Here is a 24,095-nt window from a genome sequence, read left to right as displayed (position 1 = left end):
CGGCGGGCGTGCCGCGTGCTATCAGTTCCGACCTGCGACAGCGTTAGGGCGACCACGTCCGCAGTGGGCGTGTGGACGACCTCATCGAGTGGCTCCGGACCAGACCGTACTACGAGGGGCAGATTCGGTCCCACCGCCGGTTCGAGGCGCGCGACCCCGCCTTCGCCGACGTGGACCTCGAACCGCGGTTGGCGTCGGCGCTCGACGACCGCGGCATCGACCGACTCTACCGGCATCAGGCCGAGGCGGTCGAGGCGATCCGCGACGGGGAGAACGTCGTGTTGGCGACGCGGACGGCGAGCGGCAAGAGCCTCGCGTACACCGTGCCGGCGTTCGAGCGGGCGATGGACCACGGCGGGCGGACGCTCTATCTCGGCCCGCAGAACGCGCTCGTCGCCGACCAACTCGACACGCTGTCGGAACTCGCCCGGGGCCTCGGCTTCGGCAGTCGCGTCTCGGTCGACCAGTACACCGGCCGGCTGTCGAAATCCGAGAAGCGCGAGGTGAGAAAGCGGATGCCGACGGTGCTGCTTTCGAACCCGGACATGGTACATTACGCGCTGCTCCCGCACGCCCACCGGCTGTGGGAGTGGTTCTTCTCCTCGCTGGAGACGGTCGTCATCGACGAGGTCCACGGCTATCGCGGGGTGTTCGGAAGCCACGTCGCTTTGCTCATTCGCCGACTCAAGCGCGTCTGCGAGCGGTTCGGGGCCGACCCGCAGTTCGTCTGCTGTTCGGCCACCATCGGCAACCCAGTCGAACACGCCGCGCGCATTACGGGCGAGCGCGAGGACTCGTTCGCGCTCGTCGACGAGGACGCGAGCGGGACCGGCGAGACCGACTGGCTCCTCTGGAATCCCCCGGAGTACGACAATCCCGACGCGGGCGGGTCGGGGCGGCGGCGCTCGGGCCACGTCGAGACGAAGAACCTCTTTGTCGACCTCGTCGCGCGCGGGCACCAGACGCTCGCGTTCACCCGCGCCCGACAGGCCGCCGAGCGGTACGCCTCCGAGAGCGCGAGCGACCTCCGGAGTCGCGGCGAACACGCGCTCGCAGGCGAGGTGGCGGCGTATCAGGCCTCGCTGACCCACGACCGGCGACGGGAGATAGAGGCCGGCCTGCACGACGGCGACATCGCGGGGGTCTGGAGCACCAACGCGCTCGAACTCGGCGTCGACGTGGGCGGCCTCGACGTGGTGCTCATCGACGGCTACCCCGGCACGCGGATGTCCGCGTGGCAACAGGCCGGGCGGGCGGGTCGCGGCGACAGGCCCGCGTTGGTCGTCCTCGTCGGCGGCGAGGACCAACTCGACCAGTACCTGATGAACCACCCCGCGGAGTTCTTCGACGGCGACCCCGAACGCGCCGTCTCCGACCCGGAAAACGACCACCTCCTCCCCTCGCACGTCGCCTGCGCGGCCGCGGAGAACTGGCTCTCGACCGACGACGAATCGTACTTCGGCGGGTCGTTCCCCGGCGTCGTCTCCGACCTCGAAGCCGGGGGCACGCTGGCGCGCCGGGAGACCGACGACGGCCTCCGGTGGACCCACGACGGGAGCGAGAGCCCGCAGCACGCGATGAGCCTCCGGACCATCACCGACCGCGAGATACAGTTGATGGACTCGCGGAACGACGAGACCATCGCCACGCTGGCGTTCGACGACGCGCTTCGGGACGCCCACCCCGGCGCGGTCTACCACCATCAGGGTCAGACGTACGAGGTCGCCGAGTTGGACTTGGACCGCGACGTCGCCCGGCTCCAACCCACGTGGGCGGACTACTACACCCGCGTCCTCCACGACAAACACATCACGGTCGAGCGGGACATCCTCTCGAAGCCGCTGTCGGCGCGAGACGACGTGGAGGTCCGGTTCGCCGAGGTGACGATGCGAAAGCGGATAACGGGCTTCGAGCGCCGCGACCCGAAGCGCGGGACGACCGTCGGCCAGCAACTGCTCGACCTCCCGGAGACGAGTCTGCGGACGAAGGCGCTGTACTTCACCGTCCCCGGCGACGTGGAAGCGGAGATGCGCGAGCTATCGAGCGACCGCCCGGAGGGCCGCGACTACGGCTTCAACGGCGGTATCCACGCCGCGGAACACGGCATGATTTCGCTGTTCCCGCTCCGACTCCTCTGTGACCGCGGCGACATCGGCGGCCTCTCGACGCCCTACCACAGCCACACCGACCAATCGACTATCTTCATCTACGACGGCCACCCCGGCGGGGTCGGCATCACGCGCGCCGGCTACGACATCGTGGAGGGACTGATGCGGCAGACCGCCGAGCTGATTTCGGACTGCGACTGCGAGGACGGCTGTCCGTCCTGCGTGCAGTCGCCGCAGTGCGGCAACGCGAACGACCCGCTGGCGACGGACACGGCGGTCCTGCTGTTGGAGTCGCTGACGGGGACGCGGGCCTGAATCCGGCGGGGCGGTGCGAACCGCCAGCCACCGCCGACCCGGCGGGTGAAATATCACGATACCGGCATTTCAGGGCCGCTATTCCGAACCAACAGCTATTTTTGGGAACCCTAAATCTATAGGAGCAATGAACGCGGACATCTGCGTCGTCGTCCCGACCATCCGGGAGTACGAGTGCATGCGGGCGTACTTCGATAACGCGCGCGCACACGGTTTCGACCTCGACCGGTTGTTCGTCCTCCTCGTGACGGAGGACTTCTGCGACACCGAGGGAATGGCGTCGATGCTGGACGACGAGGGGGTTTCGGGCGCGGTCTTCGACGAGGCGGCCCGCGAGGAGTGGTACGACGAACGCGATATCTCCGAGTACTCGCACCTCGTGCCGGCGGCGAGCCACGCCCAGACGAGCTTCGGCCTGTTGTACATGTGGGCGCACTCCGAGTTCGACTACGGCGTCTTCATCGACGACGACACGCTCCCCCACGACGAGTGGGACTTCTTCGGCCGCCACATGGCGAACCTCGACCGCACCGACGAGGTGGAGTCGGTGTCGAGCGACGAGCGCTGGGTGAACGTCCTCTACCAGAACGCCGACGAACACGGGCTGTACCCCCGCGGCTACCCCTACTCGGCGATGGACGAGACTGTCGAGACCGGGACGCGCGAACTCCGCGACGTGGTCGCCTCGCAGGGGCTGTGGACGAACGTCCCCGACCTCGACGCGGTCCGCATCCTGATGGACGGCGACCTCGAAGGGCAGGCCCAGACCCGGACTGACTTCGGCGACTTCGACGGCGATTTCGTGGCCGAACCGGGACAGTACCTCACCGTCTGCTCGATGAATCTCGCGTTCGAACGCGAGGTAATCCCGGCGTTCTACCAGCTCCCGATGGACGACAACGAGTGGGAGGTCGGCCGCTTCGACGACATCTGGTCGGGCGTCTTCCTCAAGCGCGCCGCCGACGTGCTCGGGAAAGACGTCGTGACGGGCTACCCGCTCTGCGAGCACAACAAGGCCGCGCGGCCGACGTTCGACGACCTCAACAACGAGGTTCCGGGGCTCGAACTCAACGAACACCTCTGGGAAGTCGTGGACGCGGTCGGCGGCGACGCCGACAGCTACGCCGGCGTCTTCGAGGCGATGGCCGACGCCCTCGCCGACGGCGACTGGTCCGAGTACCGCAACGGCGACTTCTTCAACTACGTCGGCGAGCACATGCGCGACTGGCTGGACTGCCTCGACGCGCTCGCCGCGCCGCGGGTCGCCGCCCCGGCCGACGACTGATTGGCCGACGGCTCGTTGACGGCGCGTGCCGCCGAACAACCCACCGTCGCTCCCGCTTGCGATTCGGCCGCTTCGGTCGGCGAACCGGTAGGTATAAATGATTTAGGGAGGCCTAAATCCATATATGCACGAACGCGACCGAGAGCCTCGCGGCCACAGTCGTCGCCGGTTCATCGCGACGACGGCGGCCCTCGGGGTCGGCGCGCTCGCCGGGTGTACCGGCGGCGACGAGGAGACGGAGACGACGACCGAGTCCGGCGGCAACGAGTCGGTCGGACAGATCGGGTCCGGGCGCTCCCCGTTCGGCGACCGCGAAATCACCGGCGGCGTGTCCGTCACGGAGATGCCGGACCTCTCGGGCGAACTCACGCTCTACTCGGGTCGCGGGCAGGCGCTCGTCGGCGAACTCGTCTCCTTCTTCGAGGAGTACTACGACGAGTTCACCATCCGCCCGCGGTACAACTCGGCGGCCGAACTGGTCAACCAGATTCAGACCGAGGGGCAGAACAGCCCCGCGGACGTGTTCTTCTCGGTCAACGCGGGTTCGCTCGGCGCGCTGAAGGACGCCGGTCGCACGCAGGACCTCCCGAGCGAGGTGCTCGACCTCGTCCGCGACGAGTTCCACGACCCGGACGGTCAGTGGACCGGGACCTCCGGTCGCGCCCGGACCGTCCCGTTCAACACCGAGCAGTTCGACGAGTCGGGCATCCCCGACGACATCATGGCCTTCCCGGACACGGAGGCGTTCCGCGACAACATCGGTTGGGCCCCGACGTACTCCTCGTTCCAGGCGTTCATCACGGCGATGCGCGTCCTCGAAGGCGAAGACGCCACCAGAGAGTGGCTCCGGGGGATGCAGGACCTCGGCGTCACGGAGTACAACGACGAGTTCCTCGTCTCGCAGGCCGTCGCCGACGGCGAAATCGGCGCGGGCTTCGCCAACCACTACTACATCCAGCGCATCCTCGCGGGGCGACCGAACGCGCCGCTTACGACCGCGTTCACCGCGGGCGACGCCGGATCGATTTTCAACGTCGCGGGCGCGCTCGTCCTCGACAGCACCGACGACGCCGAACTGGCGAGCAACTTCGTTCGCCACCTGCTTTCGGCCGAAGCGCAGGACTACTTCGCGCGGACCACCTACGAGTACCCGCTGGTCTCCGGCGTCGACCCCATCGGCGAACTTCCGAGCATCGACGAACTCAGCCCGCCGGAGGGCCTCGACCTGACGCAGCTCTCGGACCTCGAAGGAACCGTGGAACTCTTGCGTGAGGTGGGCGTCCTCTGAGGTAGCTCACTCATGGCGACCGAACAGCAGACGGGGACCGGTGGGGGAGACGACGAGCAACCGCTCGGTCTGACCGTCGCCAGCGGGGCCGTCGCCGCCGCCGTCGTCGTCCCGCTGTTGTGGCTCGTCAGGACCGCGCTCGACGTGGGGTTCGCCGAGGCGGTGTCGCTCGTCACCCGGCCGACGACCGTCGAAGTGTTCCTGAACAGCGCCGTCCTCGTCACGCTCGTCACCGCCGCGTGCATCGGGCTCGGCGTCCCGCTGGCGTATCTCACCGTCCGGACCGACCTGCCGTTCAGGCGCTTTTGGACCGTCGTCGTCTCGCTCCCGCTGGTCATCCCGAGCTACATCGGCGCGTTCGCGTTCGTCTCGGCGTTCGGCCCGCGAGGCGCGTTCCAGCGGCTCTTGGCCCCGCTCGGCGTCGAATCGCTCCCGGAAATCTACGGATTACCCGGTGCCGTTTTGGTGCTGACGCTCTACACGTACCCGTACGTGTTCATCACCACCCGGGCCGCGCTGAAGTCGATGGACACCACGCTCATCGACGCCGCGCGGACCCTGAACCACAGCCGCTGGGAGGCGTTCAAGCGGGTGACCGTTCCGCAGATTCGCCCCGCGGTCGCCGCCGGCTCGCTCCTGACGGCGCTGTACGTCCTCTCGGACTTCGGGACGCCCGCCATCATGCGGTTCGACGCCTTCACCCGCGTCATCTACGTGGAGTTCGGGGCGTTCGGCCGCGACACCGCGACGCTCCTGTCGCTCCAACTCATCGCCGTGACGCTCCTCATCTTGACCCTCGAATCGAAGATTCGCGGCGACGAGCGCACGACGACCGGCGGGCGCTCGGGAAGCCCGATGCCGCTCGGCCGATGGAAGTACCCGGCGCTCGGTTTCGCGGCGCTCGTCGCCACCGTCGCGCTGGTCGTCCCGCTCGGCATCCTCTTCACGTGGCTCGCGCAGGGCGTCGCCGCGACGAGCGGGTCGCTCGCGTTCCAGCCCGAGTACGCGTTCAACTCGGTCCTCGTCGCGGCGGCGACCGCTGGCGCGGCGACGCTCGCCGGCCTGCCCGTCGCGTATCTCGCCGCGCGGCACCCCTCGCGGCTCAGTTCCGTCTTCGAGCGCGCGACCTACGTCGGCTACGCGGTTCCGGGCGTCGTCCTCGGGCTGGCGCTCGTCTTCTTCGGTAGCTCGTACGCGACGCCCATCTATCAGACGCTCTACCTCCTCGTGTTCGCCTACGTCATCCGTTTTCTCCCGCAGGCCATCGGGTCGCTCCGGGCGTCGTTCCTCCGGGTCGACCCCGCGCTCCCGGAGGCGGCGCGGACGCTCGGCGAGACCCCGTCGGGGGCGTTCCGTCACGTGACGCTTCCCCTCGTCGCGCCCGGCCTGTTCGGCGGCGCGGCGCTCGTCTTCCTGACCACGATGAAGGAACTGCCCGCGACGCTCCTGCTGCGCCCCTCGGGGTTCAGCACACTCGTGACGCACATCTGGACGGCCTACGAGCAGGGCTACTTCGGCCAGGCCGTCGTGCCCGCGTTCATCCTGCTTTTCGTCTCCGGACTCTCGATGCTCGTCATCATCACCCAAGAGGGATACGATGTCAAATAGCACACTCTCGACCACCGACCGCTCGAACCGCACGGAATCCACCGGCTCTGAGGCCGACGACGCCGACGCCGCCGGCGTCCTCGAACTCGACGGCGTCTCGAAGTCCTACGGCACCGAGTCGGTCATCGACGACCTCTCGCTCAGCGTCGAGGAGGGCGAAATCCTCACGCTGCTCGGTCCCTCGGGTTGCGGGAAGACGACGACGCTCCGGCTCATCGCCGGACTCGACCGCCCCGACGGGGGCGAGGTCCGACTGAACGGGAACGTCGTCTCCGGCGGCGACACCTTCCGCGCGCCCGAGGAGCGCGGCGTCGGCGTCGTCTTCCAGGAGTTCGCGCTGTTCCCGCACCTCACCGCGGCCGAGAACATCGCCTTCGGGCTGAAAGACCTCAGTGAGTCCGAGCGCGACGAGCGCGTCGCCGACCTCCTCGACCTCGTGGGACTGGAGACCCAAGGCGACAGCTACCCCGACGAGCTCTCCGGCGGCCAGCAACAGCGGGTCGCTCTCGCGCGGTCGCTCGCGCCCGAACCCGCGATTCTGCTCCTCGACGAACCCTTCTCGAACCTCGACGTGGACCTCCGCGTCCAGATGCGCGAGGAGGTCCGCCGCATCCTCAAGGAGGCCGGCGTGACGGCCGTCTCCGTCACCCACGACCAGGAGGAGGCGATGTCCATCTCCGACCGCGTGGCCGTGATGAACGACGGCGACCTCGAACAGGTGGGCGAGCCCGAGCAGGTGTTCCAACACCCCGAATCGCGCTTCGTCGCCGGCTTCCTCGGCTACGCTGGCTTCCTGCCGGGGCGCATCGCGGGCGACGTGGTCGAGACCGAACTCGGGACGGTCGGCCGCGACCAGATTCACGGCCTCGCGCCCGAGTACGACGACACCGACATCGACATCCTCGTCCGCCCCGACGACGTGTCGGCGCACCCCTGCGACGGCGGCGGCGACGGCCACGGCGAGGTCGTCGGCAAGCGCTACCTCGGGCCCACCATCCTCTACGAGGTCGAACTCCACGGCGGCGACAACCTGCTGTGCATGCACAACCACGACGAGACCGTCCCGACCGACGGCTGCGTCGAGGTGACGCTCGACGCCGGCCACGAACTCGCGTGGTTCCCGCGCGAACAGCGCCCCGAGACCGGCCTCTACTCGGACTGAGGATGGGTCGGCGAGACTCGAACTCGAACACCGGCTGGTCGCTCCCCTTCGGCGGGCGGGTTCGAGCCGCCGTCCGCCGCCTCGCGTTCGATTTCGATTTTACCATCGACATCGACCGTACCCGGACTCGGCGGCGACTCGCCGCGCTCTGCGTCTCGCTTTGCGTCGGCCTCGTCGTGACGTGGCTCGCGGTCGACCTCTTTCCGTACCACACCGTCAACGACGACGAGGGCGTCTACCTCACGCAGGCCGCGATGCTCCTCGAAGGGAAACTGTTCCTCTACCCCGGCCCGCTGACCGAAGCCGTCAGGCCGTGGTTCTTCGTGGTGCAGGAGACGCCGAGCGCCCCCGGCGGCGTCCAGCTCTACTCGAAGTACTCGCCGGCGGTGCCGGCGCTGTTCGCGGTCGGCCTCGCGGTCGGGCTTCCGAACCTCGTGTTGGGAGCCGTCGCCGCGGTGTCCGCCGCGCTGGTCTACACCCTCGCGGCCGACGCGTTCGACCGGACGACCGGCGTCGTCGCGGCGGGCCTGCTCGGCCTCTCGCCGCTGTTTCTCATCACCTCGGCGACGTTCCTCGCGTACGCGCCGACGACGATGCTCAACCTCGGGTTCGCCGTCTGCTACGTCCGGGCCGCCCGCCGCGACTCCTCGGGCTACGCCGTCGTCGCCGGCGCGCTCGTCGGCGCGGCGTTCTTCGCCCGGCCCTACACCGCCGTCCTGTTCGCGCTGCCCTTCATCGCCCACTCGCTGTGGGCGCTGGCGACCGCCCGGCGCGCGGGGACCGGTTGGGTCGTCTTCCGCCGGTACGTCGCCATCGCGCTCCCCGGCCTCGCGTTCGTCGGCCTGACGCTCGCCTACAACGCCGTCGTGACGGGCGACCCGCTCACGTTCCCGTACATCGCCTTCGCTCCGCGGGACGGCATCGGCTTCGGCGAGCGGGCCATCCTCGGTTACGAGGTCGCCTACACGCCCGCGATGGGCGTCGAGACGGCCGTCGAAGCGCTCGACATGCTCGCGACGCGCTGGGGACCGATGGGCTGGCTCGGCACCGTCGCCGCGGTGTTCGGTCTCGGCGTCACCGCCCGCCGCTGGTGGGGCCACAAGACCGGCCGAAACCTCCGCGGGAGCGCGAGACGCCGCCACCACGGACTCGGCGGCCGAGACCGCGCGTTCGCCGAACTCTCCGACGACGCCCTCGCCTGCGTCGTCGCGGGCGTGTTCGCCTCGGTGTTCGTCGGCAACGCCGCCTTCTGGGGGACGCACAACGGTCTCCGAAACGGCCTCATCGACCTCCTCGGCCCGTTCTACCACTTCGACGCGCTCGTCCCGCTCGCGGTGTTCGGCGCGGCCGGAATCGTCGCCGGCGCTCGCCTCCTCCGTCGACTGGCCCATCGCCGCTTTTCGGCCTCGGAGGCCCGCGGCGTCGTCTTCTCGGTGCTTCTCGTCTCGGCGCTGTTCGCCGGCGGCGTGACGGTCGGAGCCGTCGAAGACCCCTACGACGAAAACCGGCTCCGAACCGAGAACCTCGCGGCGACCTACGAACCGCTCCTCGACGCCGGCTTCGAACGGCCGCCGCTGACGCCGTCGGTTCCGGGTGTCGGTACTGGCGGTTCTGGAGTCGGTGACGGCGGCCTCGGCGTCGCCGGTGACCCGGCCGCCGCGGGCAACGACACGAAGGCGCTCGTCTTCCACCCCGACCCCTACGGCGACTGGTCGGCCCATCCCTTCCAGACGCTCCGCAACGACCCCGGGTTCGACGGCCCGGTGGTGTACGCCATCGACGGCGGGGCCGAACGGGACTTCGCGGTCCTCGGCGCGACGAACCGGACGCCGTATCGATTCACCTATCGGGGAGCGTGGACCGGAGCAACCGAGTCGGTCGAACCGGAGTTGACCCGCCTCGACGTGCTCGCTGGCGAGCGGGTCGACGCGACGACGACGCTCGGCGCGCCCGCGGGGGCGAACACGGCGTCGGTCCGCGTCGAGACCGAGGAGGGGTACGCCCGCTACGACGCCGCGACGGCCGAGAACCTGACCGTCGAGTGGTCGCTTTCGCCCGACGGCGTGGCCGTGACGAACCGCCCGCTGGCCGCCGGTCCCGAGCGACTGTCGATTCCGCCCGGCGCGAGCGAGGTCGACCTCGCGGTGACCTACGTCGGCGACTTCGGCGAGACGGTCACGTACCGACAGACCGTGACGGTCGAGCGCTCGGGCGGCGAGGTGCGCGTCGTCTGGCCGCCGGAGACGCGCGTCTGCCGGCTGACAACCGACTGCGGGACCGAAGGCGAGTGGGTCGGCCCCGACGGCGACTACCTCGACGGCGTCTCGGTCGAGACCGACGCGCGCGTCGCCTGAGGCGGGCGTCGAGAGCCGGCGGCTCGCGGGCGGTGAGCGTCGGGCGAAAAAATGGAAATGAAACGTCGCGGTCGGCGGCTCAGTCGTCGGCCGGGCCGGTCGAGCCCGACGAGCCGAGGAAGCCGTCGACGGTCGCGCGCTTCGCGATGTGCGGGCGGTAGACCCACGCGTTCAGGAGGACGATGGGAACCATCGTCGCCGCGACGAGCGCGTAGCCGACGTGCAGGTTCGGCAGGAGCACCGACGAGTAGACGAGCGGGTAGGTGATGCCGCCGATGGTGCCGACGCCGCCGACGACGCCCGCGACCGCCCCGGAGCTGTTGGGGAACATCGCGGGGACCTGCGCGAAGATAGCGCCCTCGGCGAACGCGCAGGCCATGCCGACCATGAAGCCGGCGGCCACCGCGATGAGGACGGTCCCCGAGAGGCCGGCGAGCGTCATGACGAGCATGGAGACGACGATGAACGACAGCGCCACGAACGTCCACTGTTCGCGGTAGCGACCCTTGAACACGGGCAGGATGTCCATCTCCCTGCGCGCCAGCACGTCGCTGACGTAGCCGCCGATGGGACGGAGCAGGCCGGCCGCGACGGAGAACGTGGCCGCGAACGTGCTCGCGAGCACGAGGTTGTTCGTGTTGAACGCCTCGCGGTAGTAGGTCGCGAGCCAGCCGTTCATCGAGAGTTCGAGACCGAAGCTCATGACGTAGGCCAGCGCGAGGGCGACGGTCCCGTACCGGGTGGCGGTGTGGACCCACTGCTTGAGCGTCGCGTTGTCGGCGGTCGCCTGCCGGCGCTCGTCGTTCGCCGCGGCCTCGCCGAGGAGGTAGTAGGCGACCGCGAGCAGAATCGAGACGATGCCGGTGTAGAAGAACGCCGCCCGCCAGTTGGTCTGGAACAGCGGGCCGCTCCAGTCCGCCCCGAACACGCGGGGCAGGATGAGCGCGCCGCCGGCGGCCCCGGCGTTCCCGACGCCCGCGTAAACGCCCTCGGCCATGCCGAGGTTCTCCTCTTCGAACCACTCCGAGACGTGCTGGATGCCGATGACGAACGTGATGCCCGCCGTGGCGACGATGAGGCGCTCGACGAAGAACACGGTGTAGCTCTCGGCGAAGGCGCTCGCCATCGAGAACACCCCGACGTAGCCGAGGACGATGGCGAACACGACCGGCGCGCCGAACTTGTCCGAGAGCCACCCGGTCAGGATGCGGCCGAACGGGGCGAGCCAGATGGCCGCGCTCGCTAAGATGCCGATTTCGGCGAGCGAAAGCCCGAACTCCTCCGCCATCGGCCCCGTGAAGGGCGCAAACGAGAACCAGATGAGAAACGAGAAGTTGAACCCGATGGTGGCGAGAAGGAGCGTTCGCCACTTGGTCATCCTTACGAGACCCATACGCAAACCTCCGAAAGAGTAGCACAATTGTGCACAGTTTCGCCGTTATTCTGCATTGATTTGGACATCATGTAGCGAGTAGCACAGAGGTATCATAGAAAAGTGCTGTCCACAATGTCCCATATACACCTACCGAATGTTTAGAGAATCGAACCAAATATGGAGTGTATTACCGATATTATCCGATAATATACCGGGAGATACTGTGGACATACGTCCAAAAACGTTGGGAGCGTATGAATCTGGTGGTGGGGTCTCCCCGGACGCGAGACGCTCGTGTCACCCGGCGAGTCCCGCCGCGTCGGCGAGTTCGACCCCGGTCGGAATCGGGTCGCGGCGTTCCGGGATTACGCGAGCGGGCAGACGACCACGTCGTCGACGCGGATACCGCCCTCGGCGGCGACGGAGTCGCCGGAGACGACGTCCGTCGCGTCGACCGCGAGGTCGCCGACGTCGACCGTGGCCGCGCCGGGTGCGAAGTTGAGCGCACAGAGGTACGAGCCGTCGTCGTGGTCGCGGACGAACGCGACCGCGCGGTCGGAGTCGGCCTCGTAGTCGATGCGGCGGAACGCCCCGCCGTTCCGGAGCGCGGGCGTCTCGTCGCGGACCTCGATGAGGCGCTCGTAGTGCTCGCGGACGTCGTCGCGGGCGTGGTCCCACGCGAGGGCATCGCGGCGGCCGCGCTGGCCGATCTCCTGTCCGCCGTAGACCATCGGCACGCCGGGGAGCGTAAACAGCGCGCCCGCGGCGGCCAGCGCCTCGTCCTCGCCGCACTCGACGATGTAGCGCGTCTCGTCGTGGTTTTCGAGGTAGAGCATGAACGCCGCGTGGTCGGGGAAGCCGACCTGCGTGCGCTGGTCGACGGCGTCGAGGATGCGCTCTGCGGGCTCGTCGCCGCGGCCGACCTGCCGGAGCGTGAAGTACAGCGTCGTGTCGAAGTGCATGTCGAACATCCCCTCGTGGAAGTCGGCGATGTAGGGGATGGTCTCGTCCAGAAGCAGGAACTCGGGGTCTTTCGCCTTCACGCGGTCCCGAATCTCCTGCCAGAACGTGTCGGGGACGGCCCACGCCATGTCGCAGCGAAAGCCGTCGACGACCTCGGCCCACAGGTCCACCGCGTCGAGCAGGTAGCGCCGGACGTCGAGGTTCCGGTGGTCGAAGTTGGCGATGTACTCCCAGTCGAAGTAGGTGCCCGGCTCGCCGTCTTCCCGCCACTCGTACCAGTCGTAGTACTCGGAGTCGGGGTTCTTGTAGGCGTCCTCGAAAAAGGGGTGGGCGCGCGCGGAGTGGTTGAGCACGAGGTCGAAAAGCACCTTCATGCCGCGGTCGTGGGCGGCCTCGACGAACCGCTCGTAGTCCTCGCGGGTGCCGAGGTCCTCGGCGACGTCGTAGAAGTCCACGATGTTGTAGCCGTGGGGCGCGTGGTCGTTCTCCAGCACGGGCGTGAGCCACAGGCAGTCGACGCCGAGCGATTCGAGGTAGTCGAGCCGCGTTTCGAGCGCCTCGAAGGTGTTGTCGGCGTCCTCGACGTCCGAGGCGTAGCCGCGGACGTAAATCTCGTACAGCGTCACCTCTCGGGCCCACTGCGGCGGGTCGTTCGGCCGGGAGACGGAAACGGACGCCTCCTGCGCGCCGGAGCCGTCGGCGCGGCCCGTCACGTCGGCCTGTACTCCCTCCGTCTCCGCCTCGGCGACCCCGCCGTCGACGAGGGCCTCGCGTTCGACGGTCACGGAGTCGGGCACGCTGTACGTCTCGTCGAGGGCGACCGCGTGGACGCGAAGCCGGTCGCCGATCTCCGAAAGCGGGACGCGGAGTTCCCAGCCGTCGGTCTCGACGACCGCGTCGTCAACGTCGTCGCGGTCGTCGACGACGAACTCGACCACGAGGTCGTCGCGGTCGGTGTCGCTGTCGGGGTTCGGTCGCGGGTCGGCGCGGACGACGACGACGCCGTCTTCGACGGTCGCGTCGAGCCTGATGCGCGGGCGGCCGCCCCGTCCTCGCTGGGCGTCGCCGACACCGCTTCCGGAGCCGGACGCGCCCCCGCTGAACCCCGTCGGGCGAGCGGAGCCGCTCTGTCCGCTGTAGCCGCTCATTCCGCTCATCCCGCTCGCGCCGCTCCTGACCGAGCCGGCGGGCAGGTAGGAACCGGGAAAGACGCGGATGGTGAGCGCGTACGTCACGTCGGGCGCGTCGAGTTCGACGACGTACCGGCCGGCCGCGTCGGGCGTGAACTGCACGACTGCGGTGTCTTCGTCGAGTTCGAGGCTGCTGGCGACCGGCGCGCTCCGAACCCGCCACGCGTAGTCGGCGTCGGGGTCCGGGTCGCGAGGCGCGAGTTGTACCGACTCGCCGACAGCCATGAACTGCGGCGGTCCTGGGTGTTGCATACTCACAATGAACGTGCCGGGTGACTTTGAGTTTACCCCTGATGGAACCGGCGTTCCGGTGAGAGACGGGTCGTACCGAGTCGCCTCGGCGTCTCCCGAATTCGTCGGTATACAGGCATAAATGATGGCAAACGTGCGGCCAATACTTATGGTTCGAGACCCTCGTCTACCTCTATGCGACTTCGGACCGCGTTAAACGAATACAAACGCGACCGGGGCGGACGCTTCCCAGAGGAGTGTCAGACCTCGGACGGCGCGTTTTCGGGCCACGGGGACCGGCTCGTCTACGTCGGCCTCGACGGCTCCCTCCGGGACTACTCCTCTTCGCTTTCGGGCCTCTACGGCATCGACCGCTCTCGGTTCGGCATCGAGACGGACGGCGAGACGCACTGGTTCGACGAGCTGGAGTCCGTGCGGCAGCACTACTACCGGGAGACGAGCCTCGTCGAGACCGAGTACGACGCCGGGGAGTACACCGTCCACCAGTACGACCTGACCCTCGGCCGCGCCCACGTGACCCACGTCGAACTCCGCGGTGCGATTCCGACCGACGCCCACCTGACCGCGTTTCTCACCTTCGCCCCCGAGGGCCGAGAGACGCGGGTCGGCCGCCTCATCCACGAGGCCGGCGGCCCGAACGACACCCAAGCGGTCGAGGTGTTCCACCGGAACGAACACGACTACGTCACCGCGTCGACCGGGCTGACAGACGTTCGCGGCCAGATTCCCGAGCGGTTCGACGAGATTCTCTCCGACGACGTCTTCGACTTCCCGCGGGAGGCCGTCCTCGACCGCTACGAGGACACCCACCTCTCGGGCGACGTGGTCGTCAGCGCCCCGCTCGAACAGGAGGGCCGCGCCGCGCGGACCACCCTCGTCACCCAGCTTTCGGACCACAACGAGATGGCGCGGACCGACGCCCTCGCCGACCTCCGACACTGCTCGGTCCAGCACGCGACCGCGGACGCGCTCCGCGACGCCGCCCGCGAGCAGGCCGAGGTGTTCGTCCCCGACGGGACACCGCGCGAGCGAATCGTCCGCGCCGACCTCCGGGCGCTGTCGCTTCTGACCGCCCCCAGCGGCGCGCGCATCGCCGGCCCCGAGTTCGACCCGTTTTACGCCCACTCCGGCGGCTACGGCTACACGTGGTTCCGCGACGACGCCGAGGTCACGCAGGCGCTCGCGCACGCCGACGACGCCTTCGACCTCGGCCTCGGCGACCGCCTCGCGACGAGCGCGGAGTTCTACTGCGAGACGCAACTCGAAGACGGCACGTGGCCCCACCGCGTCTGGGCCGTCGACGGGACCGTCGCCCCCGGCTGGGCGCACGGCCGCGTCGAGGGCACCGGAGACGAGGAGTATCAGGCCGACCAGACGGCGAGCGTCGTCGCCGCGCTCGCGTCGCTCCTCGCCGAGCGCCGCGACGAACTCGACGACGAACTCGTCGGGCGCATCCGCTCGACCGTCGCGGCGGGCGTCTCGGGAATCGACAGCAGTCTCGAATCCGACGGGCTCCCGAAGCCCTGTCAGAACGCGTGGGAGAACATGAGCGGCCGGTTCACGCACACGGCCGCGACGTTCCTCCAAGCGTACGCCACGGTCGCCACCGCGCCCGTGAACGACGACCTCCGGGAGCACGCCGCCGAGCAGGCGACCGCGGTGTACGAGGGGCTCGACGAGCTCTGGTCCGACGAGCGCGAGGTGTACGCCCTCCGCATCGACCGGAACGGCGACCTCGACGACCGCCTCGATTCCTCCACGTTCGCCCTCGTCGACGCCGTCGACGCCTACGCCGACATCGAGGAGGTCGAGGGGAAGACCGCCGACCGACTCGTCAAGCACATGGCCGCGACGCTGAAGGGGCTCTATCGGAACCCCCGCGGCGACGTCGCCGGGTTGGTCCGATTCGAAGAGGACTACTGGCGCGCCGACGGGCAGGACGGCGAGAAGGTCTGGTCCGTCTCGACCGCGTGGGGCGCGAACGCCGCCGCGAAGTTCGGCGTCCTCTGCGACCGCCTCGGGAAGGACGGCCGCCGGTTCGTCGAGCGCGCGACGAACCTCTACGAACTGCTCCAGCCCGACGGCCCCTTCACGACCGACGCGGGCTACCTCGCGGAGCAGGTGTTCGACGACGGGCGCTTCGACAGCGCGACGCCGCTGGGGTGGCCCCACGCCATCCGGATGGAGACGACCGCCATCCTCGCCGATATCGACGCGCTCCCCGCGCCGAAGCCCGCGCCGACCGGCCCGGAGAACCGGCCGCGGTGGACGACCGGCGAGAAGTACGGCATCGGCACCGTCGCCGACCACTACGCCGACGACCCCTCGCGCGTCTGGTTCACCCTGACCGAGGGCGCGCTGACCGAGGTCCGCTTCCCGCGGGTCGACCTGATGAACCTCCGGACGCTCGACTTCCTCGTCGTCGACGCCGACCCGAACGACGAGTACACGGCGCGGACCCACAACGAGACCCGCCGCGACGACCACGCGGACACGGTCGAACGCCGGGCCGAAATCGTCGACGACGACGCGCTCGTCTTCCGCCACGTCGTCACCGAGACGGGCGACGGCCGCGGCCACGAATGGGAGCTCACCGTCGAGTACGTCCTCGACCCCGAACACGACGCGATGCTCGCGGACGTGCAGTTCGAGTCCATCGACGGCGACGACTACGAGCTGTACACCATCGCCGACACGGCGCTTGCGAACACCGGGACGAAAGACCGCGGCATCCGCCTCGGCCAGCTCGGGAGCTACCACCTCGTCGCCCGCGACGCGGGCGCGTTCGACGCCGGCGACGGCCACGAACCGCTTCTCATCGACCGGGACGGCAGGGAGTACAGCGTCGCCATCGCGCTCACCGCCGCCGGCCGGTTCGAGTGGGCGACCGTCGGCGTCGCCGGCTCGCGGTATCTCGCGGACTTCTTCTCGAAGGGCGAACTCCCGGGCGCCCAAGAGCGTGTCGACGACGAGAACGTCGTGCTCGTCGGGCGCATCGGCACGGGCGACGAACTCGGCGAGACGCTGGCGCTCGGCTTCGCCGAACACGCCGACACCGCCGCCGCGCTCGGCGAGGCGGCCGGCGCGCTCACCCGCGGCTACGAGACGGCCCGGTCGGCGTACGTCGACTCGTGGGCCGACTTCCTCGCCGACAAGGAACTCCCCGGCTCCGTCGCCGACGACGACGACCTCGCCGCGCAGTACAAGACCGCGCTCATGAGCCTGCGGGCGGTCGAGGACAAGACCTACCTCGGCGCGGGGCTCGCCTCGCCGTCGGTCCCGTGGGGCGAGGCCGTCGCCGCCGAGGAGCCCAAGGGGTACGGCTACAACTTCGTCTGGTCGCGCGACCTCTATCAGGTCTTCACCGTCTTCGAGGCCGTCGGCGACGTCGAGACGGCCATCGACGCGCTGGAGTACATCTACACCTACCAGCAGGACGACCGCGGCTTCATCCCGCAGAACACCTACCTCAACGGGCGGACCCGCTGGGGCGGCGAGCAGATGGACAACATCTCGTTCCCGCAGGTGATGGCGTACATGCTCCACGAGCGCGGCGTCGCCTTCGACGACGTGGCCTACGGCTACGAGAACGTCAAGCACTCCGCGGACTACGTCGCGCGGAACGGGCCGCCGACTGCACAGGAGCGCTGGGAGGAGGAAGCCGGCTACTCGCCGTCGTCCATCGCGGCCGAGATCGCCGGCCTCGGCTGCGCGGCGGCCGTCGCGCTCGACGAGGGCCACGCCGAGGACGCGCTCGTCTGGCTGGCGCTGGCCGACGACTGGACCGAGCGCGTCGACGACTGGACCGCGACGCGGACCGGCACCGACCGCAACACGCACACGCCGTACTACGTCCGCATCACCCGCGACGGCGAACCCGACGCCGGGCACCTGCGGACGCTGGCGAACAACGGCCCGACGCTCGACGAGCGCGAAATCATCGACGCGGGCTTCCTCGAACTGACTCGCCTCGGTATCAAGCCCGCCGACGACGAGATAATCCGGAACTCCGTGAAGGAGGTCGACGAGACAATCCGCGTCGACACGCCCCACGGACCGGCGTTCTACCGGTACAACGGCGACGGCTACGGCGAGCGCGAGCGCGACGAGGAGGGCGCGCCGTGGTCCGTCGACGCCAAGGGGAAAGGCCGCCTGTGGCCAATCTTCACCGGCGAGCGCGGCGAGTACGAACTGCTCGCGGGAACCGAGGAGGGCGACCTCGCACCGGACAACCTGCTGCGGACGATGGCCGCCTTCGCCAACTCCGGCCGCATGCTCGCAGAGCAGGTCTGGGACCGCGAGCACGCGACCGACTACAACTGGGAGTTCGGCGAGGGCACCGGCAGCGCGACCCCGCTTGCGTGGTCGATGGCCCAGTTCGTCCGCCTCGCCCACGGCGTCGACGCGGGCGAACCCGTCGAGACGCCCGCGTTCCTCCGCGAGCGGTACGTCGAGTCCGACCGCCCGGACGGACCGACCCTCCGCGTGAGCACGCGCTTCAAGGGCGACAAACTCGTCGTCTCGGGGCAGACCGACGCCGCCGTCGTCGCGGTCAAGACACCCGGCGAGACCCGGCTCGTCGAACCCGACGGGGAATCGTTCGAGGTCGAGGTCGCCATCGAGTACGGCGAGAATCAGGTGACCGTCGCCGCGGCGACCCACGAGGACCTGACGAAGGCCGGCACGACCGTCTCGCGCTTCACGCTCTGAGGCGGCGCGACCGACCGGCCGCCGACCTCGGCCTCGGCCTCGCGGTCGGCGACGCTTTTCTGTTTTCGACCGATTCCGCCGGCACCGCTTTTCCGTCTCCGGCCTAACGGTCGGGTATGCCGGTCTACCAGCGTCGAACCCGCATCGCCGCACCGCTCGAACGCGTCTGGGAGTTCCACTCGGACGCGTCCGGACTGGAGGCGCTCACCCCGGCGTGGATGCACCTCGAAATCGAGTCGGTCCGCGGCCCCGACGGCGAGGACGACCCCGACGAACTCGTTTCCGGGACGGAAATCGAGATGTCGATGCGACTGTTCGGCGTCGGCCCGCGCCAGCGCTGGACCTCGCGCATCCTCGACCGCGAGGCCGGAGAGACGACGGCGTGGTTCCGCGACGACATGGTCGGCGGCCCCTTCCCGCGGTGGGTCCACACTCACCGGTTCGTCGCCGACGGCGACGAGACGGTACTCGAAGACCGCGTCGAGTACCGACTCCCGTTCGGCCCGCTCGGCGACCTCGCGGGCGTCTTCGGCGGCGTCGGCTTCGAGGGGATGTTCCGCGGGCGTCACGCCGAGACGAAGCGACTGTTGGAAGAATGAGAGACCGCAGGACGGGGACGGGGGGGCGGCCGCGCCGACGGCTCAGTCGTCGCTGAGCGAAAAGCGCGGTTCGACCTCGGAGCGGACGCCGCCGATGTCGAACTCGAAGCGCGCGCCGCCGAGGTCGGGTTCGGGGGCGGTCACTTCGATGTCCCAGCCGTGGGCCTCGACGATGCTCTCGACGATAGAGAGGCCGAAGCCCGTGCCGGACTCGGAGGTCGTGTGGCCGTGCTCGAAGACGGTTTCGCGCTCGGCGTCCGGGATTCCGGGGCCGTCGTCGGCGACGTAGAAGCCGGTCTCGGTGGGGCCGACGCGGACGATGAGTTCGTCGGTCGCGCTCATCGTCGGCTCGGAATCTGAGGGACCGGTGGCGGACGTATCGGTAGCGGTGGCGTCGTCGAATGAGGTCCGACTGCCCGTCGAGTCGTGCTCGACGGCGTCACCGGACGCAGTCCGGTTGCCTGTGGAACCGTGTTCCACCGCGTTCCGAAACAGGTTCTCGAACGCCTGTTGGAGTCGCCCCTGGTCGGCCTGCGTGGACCCGAGGCCGTCCTCGACGACGAGCACCGCGTCGTCGCCGGTGTCGACCGCCTTCCACGCCCGCTCGGCGACGTTCTCGATGGCGATAGAGCGCGTCTCGCCGACCGTTCGTCCCTGTCTGGCGAGTGTGAGCACGTCGTTGAGGAGCGTGTCCATCCGGGTGACGCCGTCGAGTGCGCGGTCGAGATAGGTCACGTCGTCTTCCTCGCGGGCGAGTTCGACGAACCCCTTGGCGACGTTGAGCGGGTTCCGGAGGTCGTGGGAGACGACCGACGCGAACTCTTCGAGGCGGTCGTTCTGCCGCTGGAGCTCGCGCTCGCGTCGCTGACGGGCCAGCGTGTGCGTGACGTTGTTCCCGACAGAGCGCAGGAGGTCGACCTCGGTGTCGGTCCACGAGCGACTCGTCTCGACCACGTCGAAGACGACGAAGCCGACGAGCGCCCACTTCGACACCATCGGCACGGCGACGAAGCCGCCGGTCTCGGCGTCGGTGAGCACGCGCTTCGTGTCCGACGCCTCGGGCGGGAGGTCCGAGACGCGATGGAGGCGGACGTTCTCGAAGCGGTGGAGTCGTTCGAGCAACCAGCGGGCGTCTTCGAGGGCGACGCGCTCGGGGTGGTCGCGTCGGTCGCCGCCGCGCCAGTCGTGCATCCGGGCGGCGACGTTCGTCTCGTCGTCGTAGAGGTAGACCGAACAGCGGTCGAGGTCGGCCACCTCGCCGACCGACTGGAGCGTCCACTCGATTTTCGTGCCGATCTCGTCGGTCTCGGCGCTCATCAGCGACGTGGAGGTGTCTAAGACGGCGTCTTTCAGGCGCGTCTCGTAGCGCAGTCGGTTCCGCCGGCGGCGGCGCTCGGTCACGTCCTGTAGCGTCCCGATGACCGCGGGTTCGTCGTCCTCGGTGGGGCGGAGCGCGAGGTGGCCCTCACAGAGGAGGTCGTCGTCGTGCGGGTACGCCGGGCCGGGCGACAGCACCGTCTCGAAGCGCTCCGTGTCGGGGGCGTCAGGGGCGACGACCCGCTCGAAGGCGGCGCGAATCTCGTCGTCGGACTCGGCGGCGAGGTCGGCGAACTCCCGGCCGATGACGGCCTCTCGGTCGTAGCCGGTGAGGTCGCAGAAGACGCCGTCGGCGGAGGTAAAACGCCCCGCAGAATCGAGCGAGTAGACGCCGCTGTCGAGCACCTCGATGGCGGTGCCGTAGCGCTCGGAGGCCGCCTTCGCGCGGTACTGCGAGACGGCGTTGACGACGCGGTTGGCGAGGACGGTGTACTGGTCGGTGCCGGTGTCTTTCTGCATGTAGTCGGTCGCGCCGACGCGGAAGGCGTCGCGGGCGACCTCCTCGGAGCCCTTGCCGGTGAAGAGGATGAAAGGGAGGTCGGGGTGTTCGGAGCGGACCGCGCGGAGGAACTCCAGTCCGTCGATATCGGGCATGTCGTAGTCCGAAACGACGCAGTCGAGTCGTTCCTGTCGGAGTCGTTCGAGGGCGTCCGCCCCCGAGTTCGACGTCGAGACCGACAGGTCGACGTCGCCGGCCTCGCGTTCGAGGTAAATCGACACGAGGTCCGTCAGACTGGGTTCGTCGTCGACGTGGAGGACGCGTACGTCCGCCCCCGACCCGTCGTCCATACCGTGTAGCGGCCGTTCATCATAATGAGCGTTGTGACGCGGTTATCACCGCCGATAACTGATGCAGCGAGTTCGAGTCCGGGTTCTGAATCGGAGGAGCCAGCGCAGAGAGCGCCGTTCAGGACGCGCTGACATAGATGCCGCCGAGGACGACAGCCCCGCCGAGAACCGTCGGGAGCGTGGGAATCTCACCGAGGAGAAAGAGCGCGAGTATCGTACTGCCGACGGGTTCGCCGAGGAGCGAGACGGAGACGACGCTCGATTCGAGATGGGCGAGCGCCCAGTTGATGACGGTGTGACCGAAGATGCCCGGCCCGACGGCCATCCCGAGAAACAGGAGCCACTCGCGGGGCGGATAGCCGGTAAGCGGGTCGCCCCGGCCGACCGCGACGACGAGGAGCGCGGCGGCACAGACCGTGTAGACGACGACCACGTAGGGGACGAGAGAAACCCTGCTTCGGACGCTTCGGCCCGTGAGGACGTAGGCGGCCGCCGTCACGGCTCCGACGACCGCCAGTCCGTTTCCGAGAAGCGGCCGCGGCGCGCCGCCGGCGGTGAGGAAGTCGGAGACGGACATGAGCGCCATGCCCGCGAGCGCGACGCCGATGCCGGCGGCGGTGCGGCGACTCACGCGCTCGTCGAGGACGGCCCACGCGCCGACGGCGACGAAAAGCGGTTGGGACTGCACGAGCGTGACGCTCGCGGCGACCGTCGTGTGGTTGAGGCTCTCGAACCACGACGCGAAGTGGGCCGCGAGCGCGACGCCCGCGCCCCCGGCCGCCAGCAGGTCGCGCCCAGAGATGGTCGCCAGCGCGTCGCGGTGGCGGACGAGCGCGACGGGCGCGAGGAGCGCCACGGTGAACAGGACCCGATAGAACGCCTTTATCAGGCTCGGCGCGGCGCTCCAGCGGACGAGGATGGCGCTCGTGCTCACCGCGAGGACGGCGATGCCGAGGCCCGCGAGCGGCGAGATCGGGGCCTCGGAGTCGGGCGTTGACACACCCCCACGTCGCGGGGGGTCCGCTTACCGTTTGTGGGTCTCGGCGGGTCGCGGGACCGAAGCGGCGAGCCTGCTCACCTACTCCTTCCGCGCTCGAATCAGCGCCTTCGGGTTGGCGAACGAAACGACGGAGTCGCCGTCGAACTCCACGTCGAACAGCGCTTTCGTCTCGTCGGACGCCTCGCGGAAGCGACGTTCGAGTTCGTCTCGGTCCGCGGGCGAGACGTTCGTCCGCTCGGTCCACGGGTCGAACCGGAGGCGTATGGCGGCGGTCTCGACCGCCTCGACCGACAGGCCCTCGGCCTCGAACCACTCGCGCCACCGCGAAATCGGGTGGAGTTCGACGTGGGTCGGGTCGCGGAGCACCTCGACGCCGTTGAGGAACTCCGCGAGGGACGCGTCCTCGGGCGCGACGTTGTCCTCGAAGGCGAAGACGCCGCCGGAGTCGAGGACGCGCGCGACTTCGGCGACGAACGCCTCGGGGTCGGGGAAGTGGTGCGCGGCGATGCGGCAGGCGGCCGCGTCGAAGGAATCGTCCGCGAAGGGAAGGCGCTCCGCGTCGGCGACGACGCCCGCGACGGGGTACTCTCGGACCGCGGTGGCGACCATTTCCGGGGCGGCGTCGGCCGCGACGACAGAGCCGACCCCCGCGTCGGCTATCGCGCCCGCGGTGTGGCCGGCCCCGGTCGCCACGTCGAGCGCGCGGGTCGCGCCGCGGCACCACGACGCGAGCGTCTCGCGGTCCTCGCCGAGGCGGTGGACCTCGCTGTCGAAGTACGACTCGGCGGCGCTTCCGAACTGGGCGGCGGTTCGGCGTTTCTCGTCGCTCATGGTCGGGGTTCGCGCAGGTCGGTGAAAAAGGGACGCGAGGAGACAGGTCGGGACGCGGGCGAAGGGCTGTCCGCGTCGGCGGCGGGCAGAGGGGCGCTACGACGCGTCCGCGTCAGCGTCCGCGTACTCCGGGCGCTCGGCGTACGGAATCGGGTCGCGCTCGCCGAGGTTCTGGAACGCCTGCAGGCGGAACGCACAGGAGTCGCAGGTGCCGCAGGCCGGTTCCTCGGCGCGGTAGCAGGACCACGTGTGCTCGAAGGGGACGCCGAGTTCGAGGCCGCGGCGGGCGATGTCGGTCTTCGAGTCGTGGACGAACGGCACTTCCAGCGAGATGGTCGTGTCGGGCTTCGTGCCGACGTCGACCATGGCCTCGAAGGCGTCGAAGAACTCGGGGCGGCAGTCGGGATAGCCCGAGTAGTCCTCGGAGTGCGCGCCGACGAAGACGGCGTCGCAGTCGTTCGCCTCGGCGTACGAGACGGCCATCGACAGGAGGTTGGCGTTGCGGAAGGGGACGTACGAGGTCGGAATCTCGTCGGCGTCCATGTCGGCGTCGGCGACGGCCATCGAGTCGTCGGTGAGCGACGACGCGCCGATCTGTTTCAGGTGGCTCGTCTCGATGTGGAGGAAGTCGCTGGCGTCGAGTTCGTCGGCGAGCGCGCGGGCGCAGTCGTACTCCTTCGACTCCGTCTTCTGGCCGTAGGAGGTGTGGAGCGCGTAGAGTTCGTAGCCGCGTTGCTTGGCCTCGTAGGCGGTCGTCGCGCTGTCCATGCCGCCGGAGAGGAGGACGACGGCGCGCTTCTCGTCGGACGTGGTCTCGGTATCGACGTCGGTATCAGTATCGTGAGTCATCGTTGTCGTGGACTGGTTCGGGGGGCGTTCGGAGTCGGTT

The 24,095-nt window shown here is 69.2% G+C and carries 14 protein-coding genes; 8 read left to right on the top strand and 6 right to left on the bottom strand.

Translation table 11 applies throughout. From position 1 onward, the window contains the following. The first annotated feature begins 71 nt into the window (after nucleotides 1-71). From FY251_RS14050 to FY251_RS14025, 6 genes are all read left to right on the top strand, one after another. Nucleotides 72-2,423, top strand: coding sequence for a DEAD/DEAH box helicase (locus tag FY251_RS14050; protein WP_148415624.1), 2,352 nt, complete (start codon nucleotides 72-74; stop codon nucleotides 2,421-2,423). Between the two features lie 127 nt (nucleotides 2,424-2,550). Next, a complete protein-coding gene (locus tag FY251_RS14045) occupies nucleotides 2,551-3,708 on the top strand; it encodes an alpha-1 4-glucan-protein synthase (RefSeq protein WP_148415622.1) in 1,158 nt (385 codons plus the stop codon). A 124-nt stretch (nucleotides 3,709-3,832) separates the two neighbouring features. Beyond that, complete coding sequence (locus FY251_RS14040; protein WP_148415620.1) at nucleotides 3,833-4,996, top strand: iron ABC transporter substrate-binding protein; 1,164 nt, start codon at nucleotides 3,833-3,835, stop codon at nucleotides 4,994-4,996. Nucleotides 4,997-5,008: 12 nt separating this feature from the next. Then, on the top strand, nucleotides 5,009-6,604 hold the full coding sequence (locus tag FY251_RS14035) for an iron ABC transporter permease (RefSeq protein ID WP_148415618.1): 1,596 nt from the start codon (nucleotides 5,009-5,011) through the stop codon (nucleotides 6,602-6,604). Continuing rightward, nucleotides 6,594-7,766 carry an ABC transporter ATP-binding protein gene (locus FY251_RS14030; protein WP_148415616.1) on the top strand — a complete coding sequence of 391 codons (1,173 nt, stop codon included), beginning with the start codon at nucleotides 6,594-6,596 and terminating at the stop codon, nucleotides 7,764-7,766. Before FY251_RS14035 ends, FY251_RS14030 begins: the two co-directional genes overlap by 11 nt. A 2-nt stretch (nucleotides 7,767-7,768) precedes the next feature. Next, a complete protein-coding gene (locus FY251_RS14025) occupies nucleotides 7,769-10,120 on the top strand; it encodes a glycosyltransferase family 39 protein (RefSeq protein WP_148415614.1) in 2,352 nt (783 codons plus the stop codon). A gap of 79 nt (nucleotides 10,121-10,199) precedes the next feature. Here FY251_RS14025 and FY251_RS14020 read toward each other — a convergent pair whose 3' ends face one another. After that, on the bottom strand, nucleotides 10,200-11,498 hold the full coding sequence (locus FY251_RS14020; protein ID WP_187367418.1) for an MFS transporter: 1,299 nt from the start codon (nucleotides 11,496-11,498) through the stop codon (nucleotides 10,200-10,202). A gap of 362 nt (nucleotides 11,499-11,860) precedes the next feature. Continuing rightward, on the bottom strand, nucleotides 11,861-13,900 hold the full coding sequence (malA, locus tag FY251_RS14015) for an alpha-amylase MalA (RefSeq protein ID WP_305037587.1): 2,040 nt from the start codon (nucleotides 13,898-13,900) through the stop codon (nucleotides 11,861-11,863). A 174-nt stretch (nucleotides 13,901-14,074) separates the two neighbouring features. Here malA and FY251_RS14010 point away from each other — a divergent pair, with 174 nt between their 5' ends. Then, complete coding sequence (locus FY251_RS14010) at nucleotides 14,075-18,610, top strand: glycoside hydrolase family 15 protein (protein WP_148415611.1); 4,536 nt, start codon at nucleotides 14,075-14,077, stop codon at nucleotides 18,608-18,610. A 116-nt stretch (nucleotides 18,611-18,726) separates the two neighbouring features. After that, the gene (locus tag FY251_RS14005; protein WP_148415609.1) at nucleotides 18,727-19,209 is read left to right on the top strand and encodes an SRPBCC family protein; all 483 of its coding nucleotides are present in this window, start codon (nucleotides 18,727-18,729) and stop codon (nucleotides 19,207-19,209) included. A gap of 42 nt (nucleotides 19,210-19,251) precedes the next feature. Here FY251_RS14005 and FY251_RS14000 read toward each other — a convergent pair whose 3' ends face one another. The 4 genes from FY251_RS14000 to queC all read right to left on the bottom strand — a co-directional run bounded on the left by FY251_RS14000 (nucleotide 19,252) and on the right by queC (nucleotide 24,055). After that, a complete protein-coding gene (locus FY251_RS14000; RefSeq protein WP_148415607.1) occupies nucleotides 19,252-21,375 on the bottom strand; it encodes a response regulator in 2,124 nt (707 codons plus the stop codon). A 118-nt stretch (nucleotides 21,376-21,493) separates the two neighbouring features. Beyond that, complete coding sequence (locus FY251_RS13995) at nucleotides 21,494-22,375, bottom strand: DMT family transporter (RefSeq protein WP_148415605.1); 882 nt, start codon at nucleotides 22,373-22,375, stop codon at nucleotides 21,494-21,496. Between the two features lie 78 nt (nucleotides 22,376-22,453). Further along, nucleotides 22,454-23,206 (bottom strand): class I SAM-dependent methyltransferase, encoded by a 753-nt coding sequence (locus FY251_RS13990; protein ID WP_148415603.1) that lies wholly within the window; start codon nucleotides 23,204-23,206, stop codon nucleotides 22,454-22,456. 96 nt (nucleotides 23,207-23,302) lie between these two features. Continuing rightward, on the bottom strand, nucleotides 23,303-24,055 hold the full coding sequence (gene queC, locus FY251_RS13985; protein ID WP_148415601.1) for a 7-cyano-7-deazaguanine synthase QueC: 753 nt from the start codon (nucleotides 24,053-24,055) through the stop codon (nucleotides 23,303-23,305). Nucleotides 24,056-24,095: the final 40 nt, after the last annotated feature.

It is taken from the genome of Haloferax sp. KTX1 (assembly GCF_902410085.1).
Taxonomy (GTDB): Archaea; Halobacteriota; Halobacteria; order Halobacteriales; family Haloferacaceae; genus Haloferax; species Haloferax massiliensis.
Note: the sequence above shows the minus strand (reverse complement) of the source record. Positions and strands in the feature narration are given on the sequence as shown.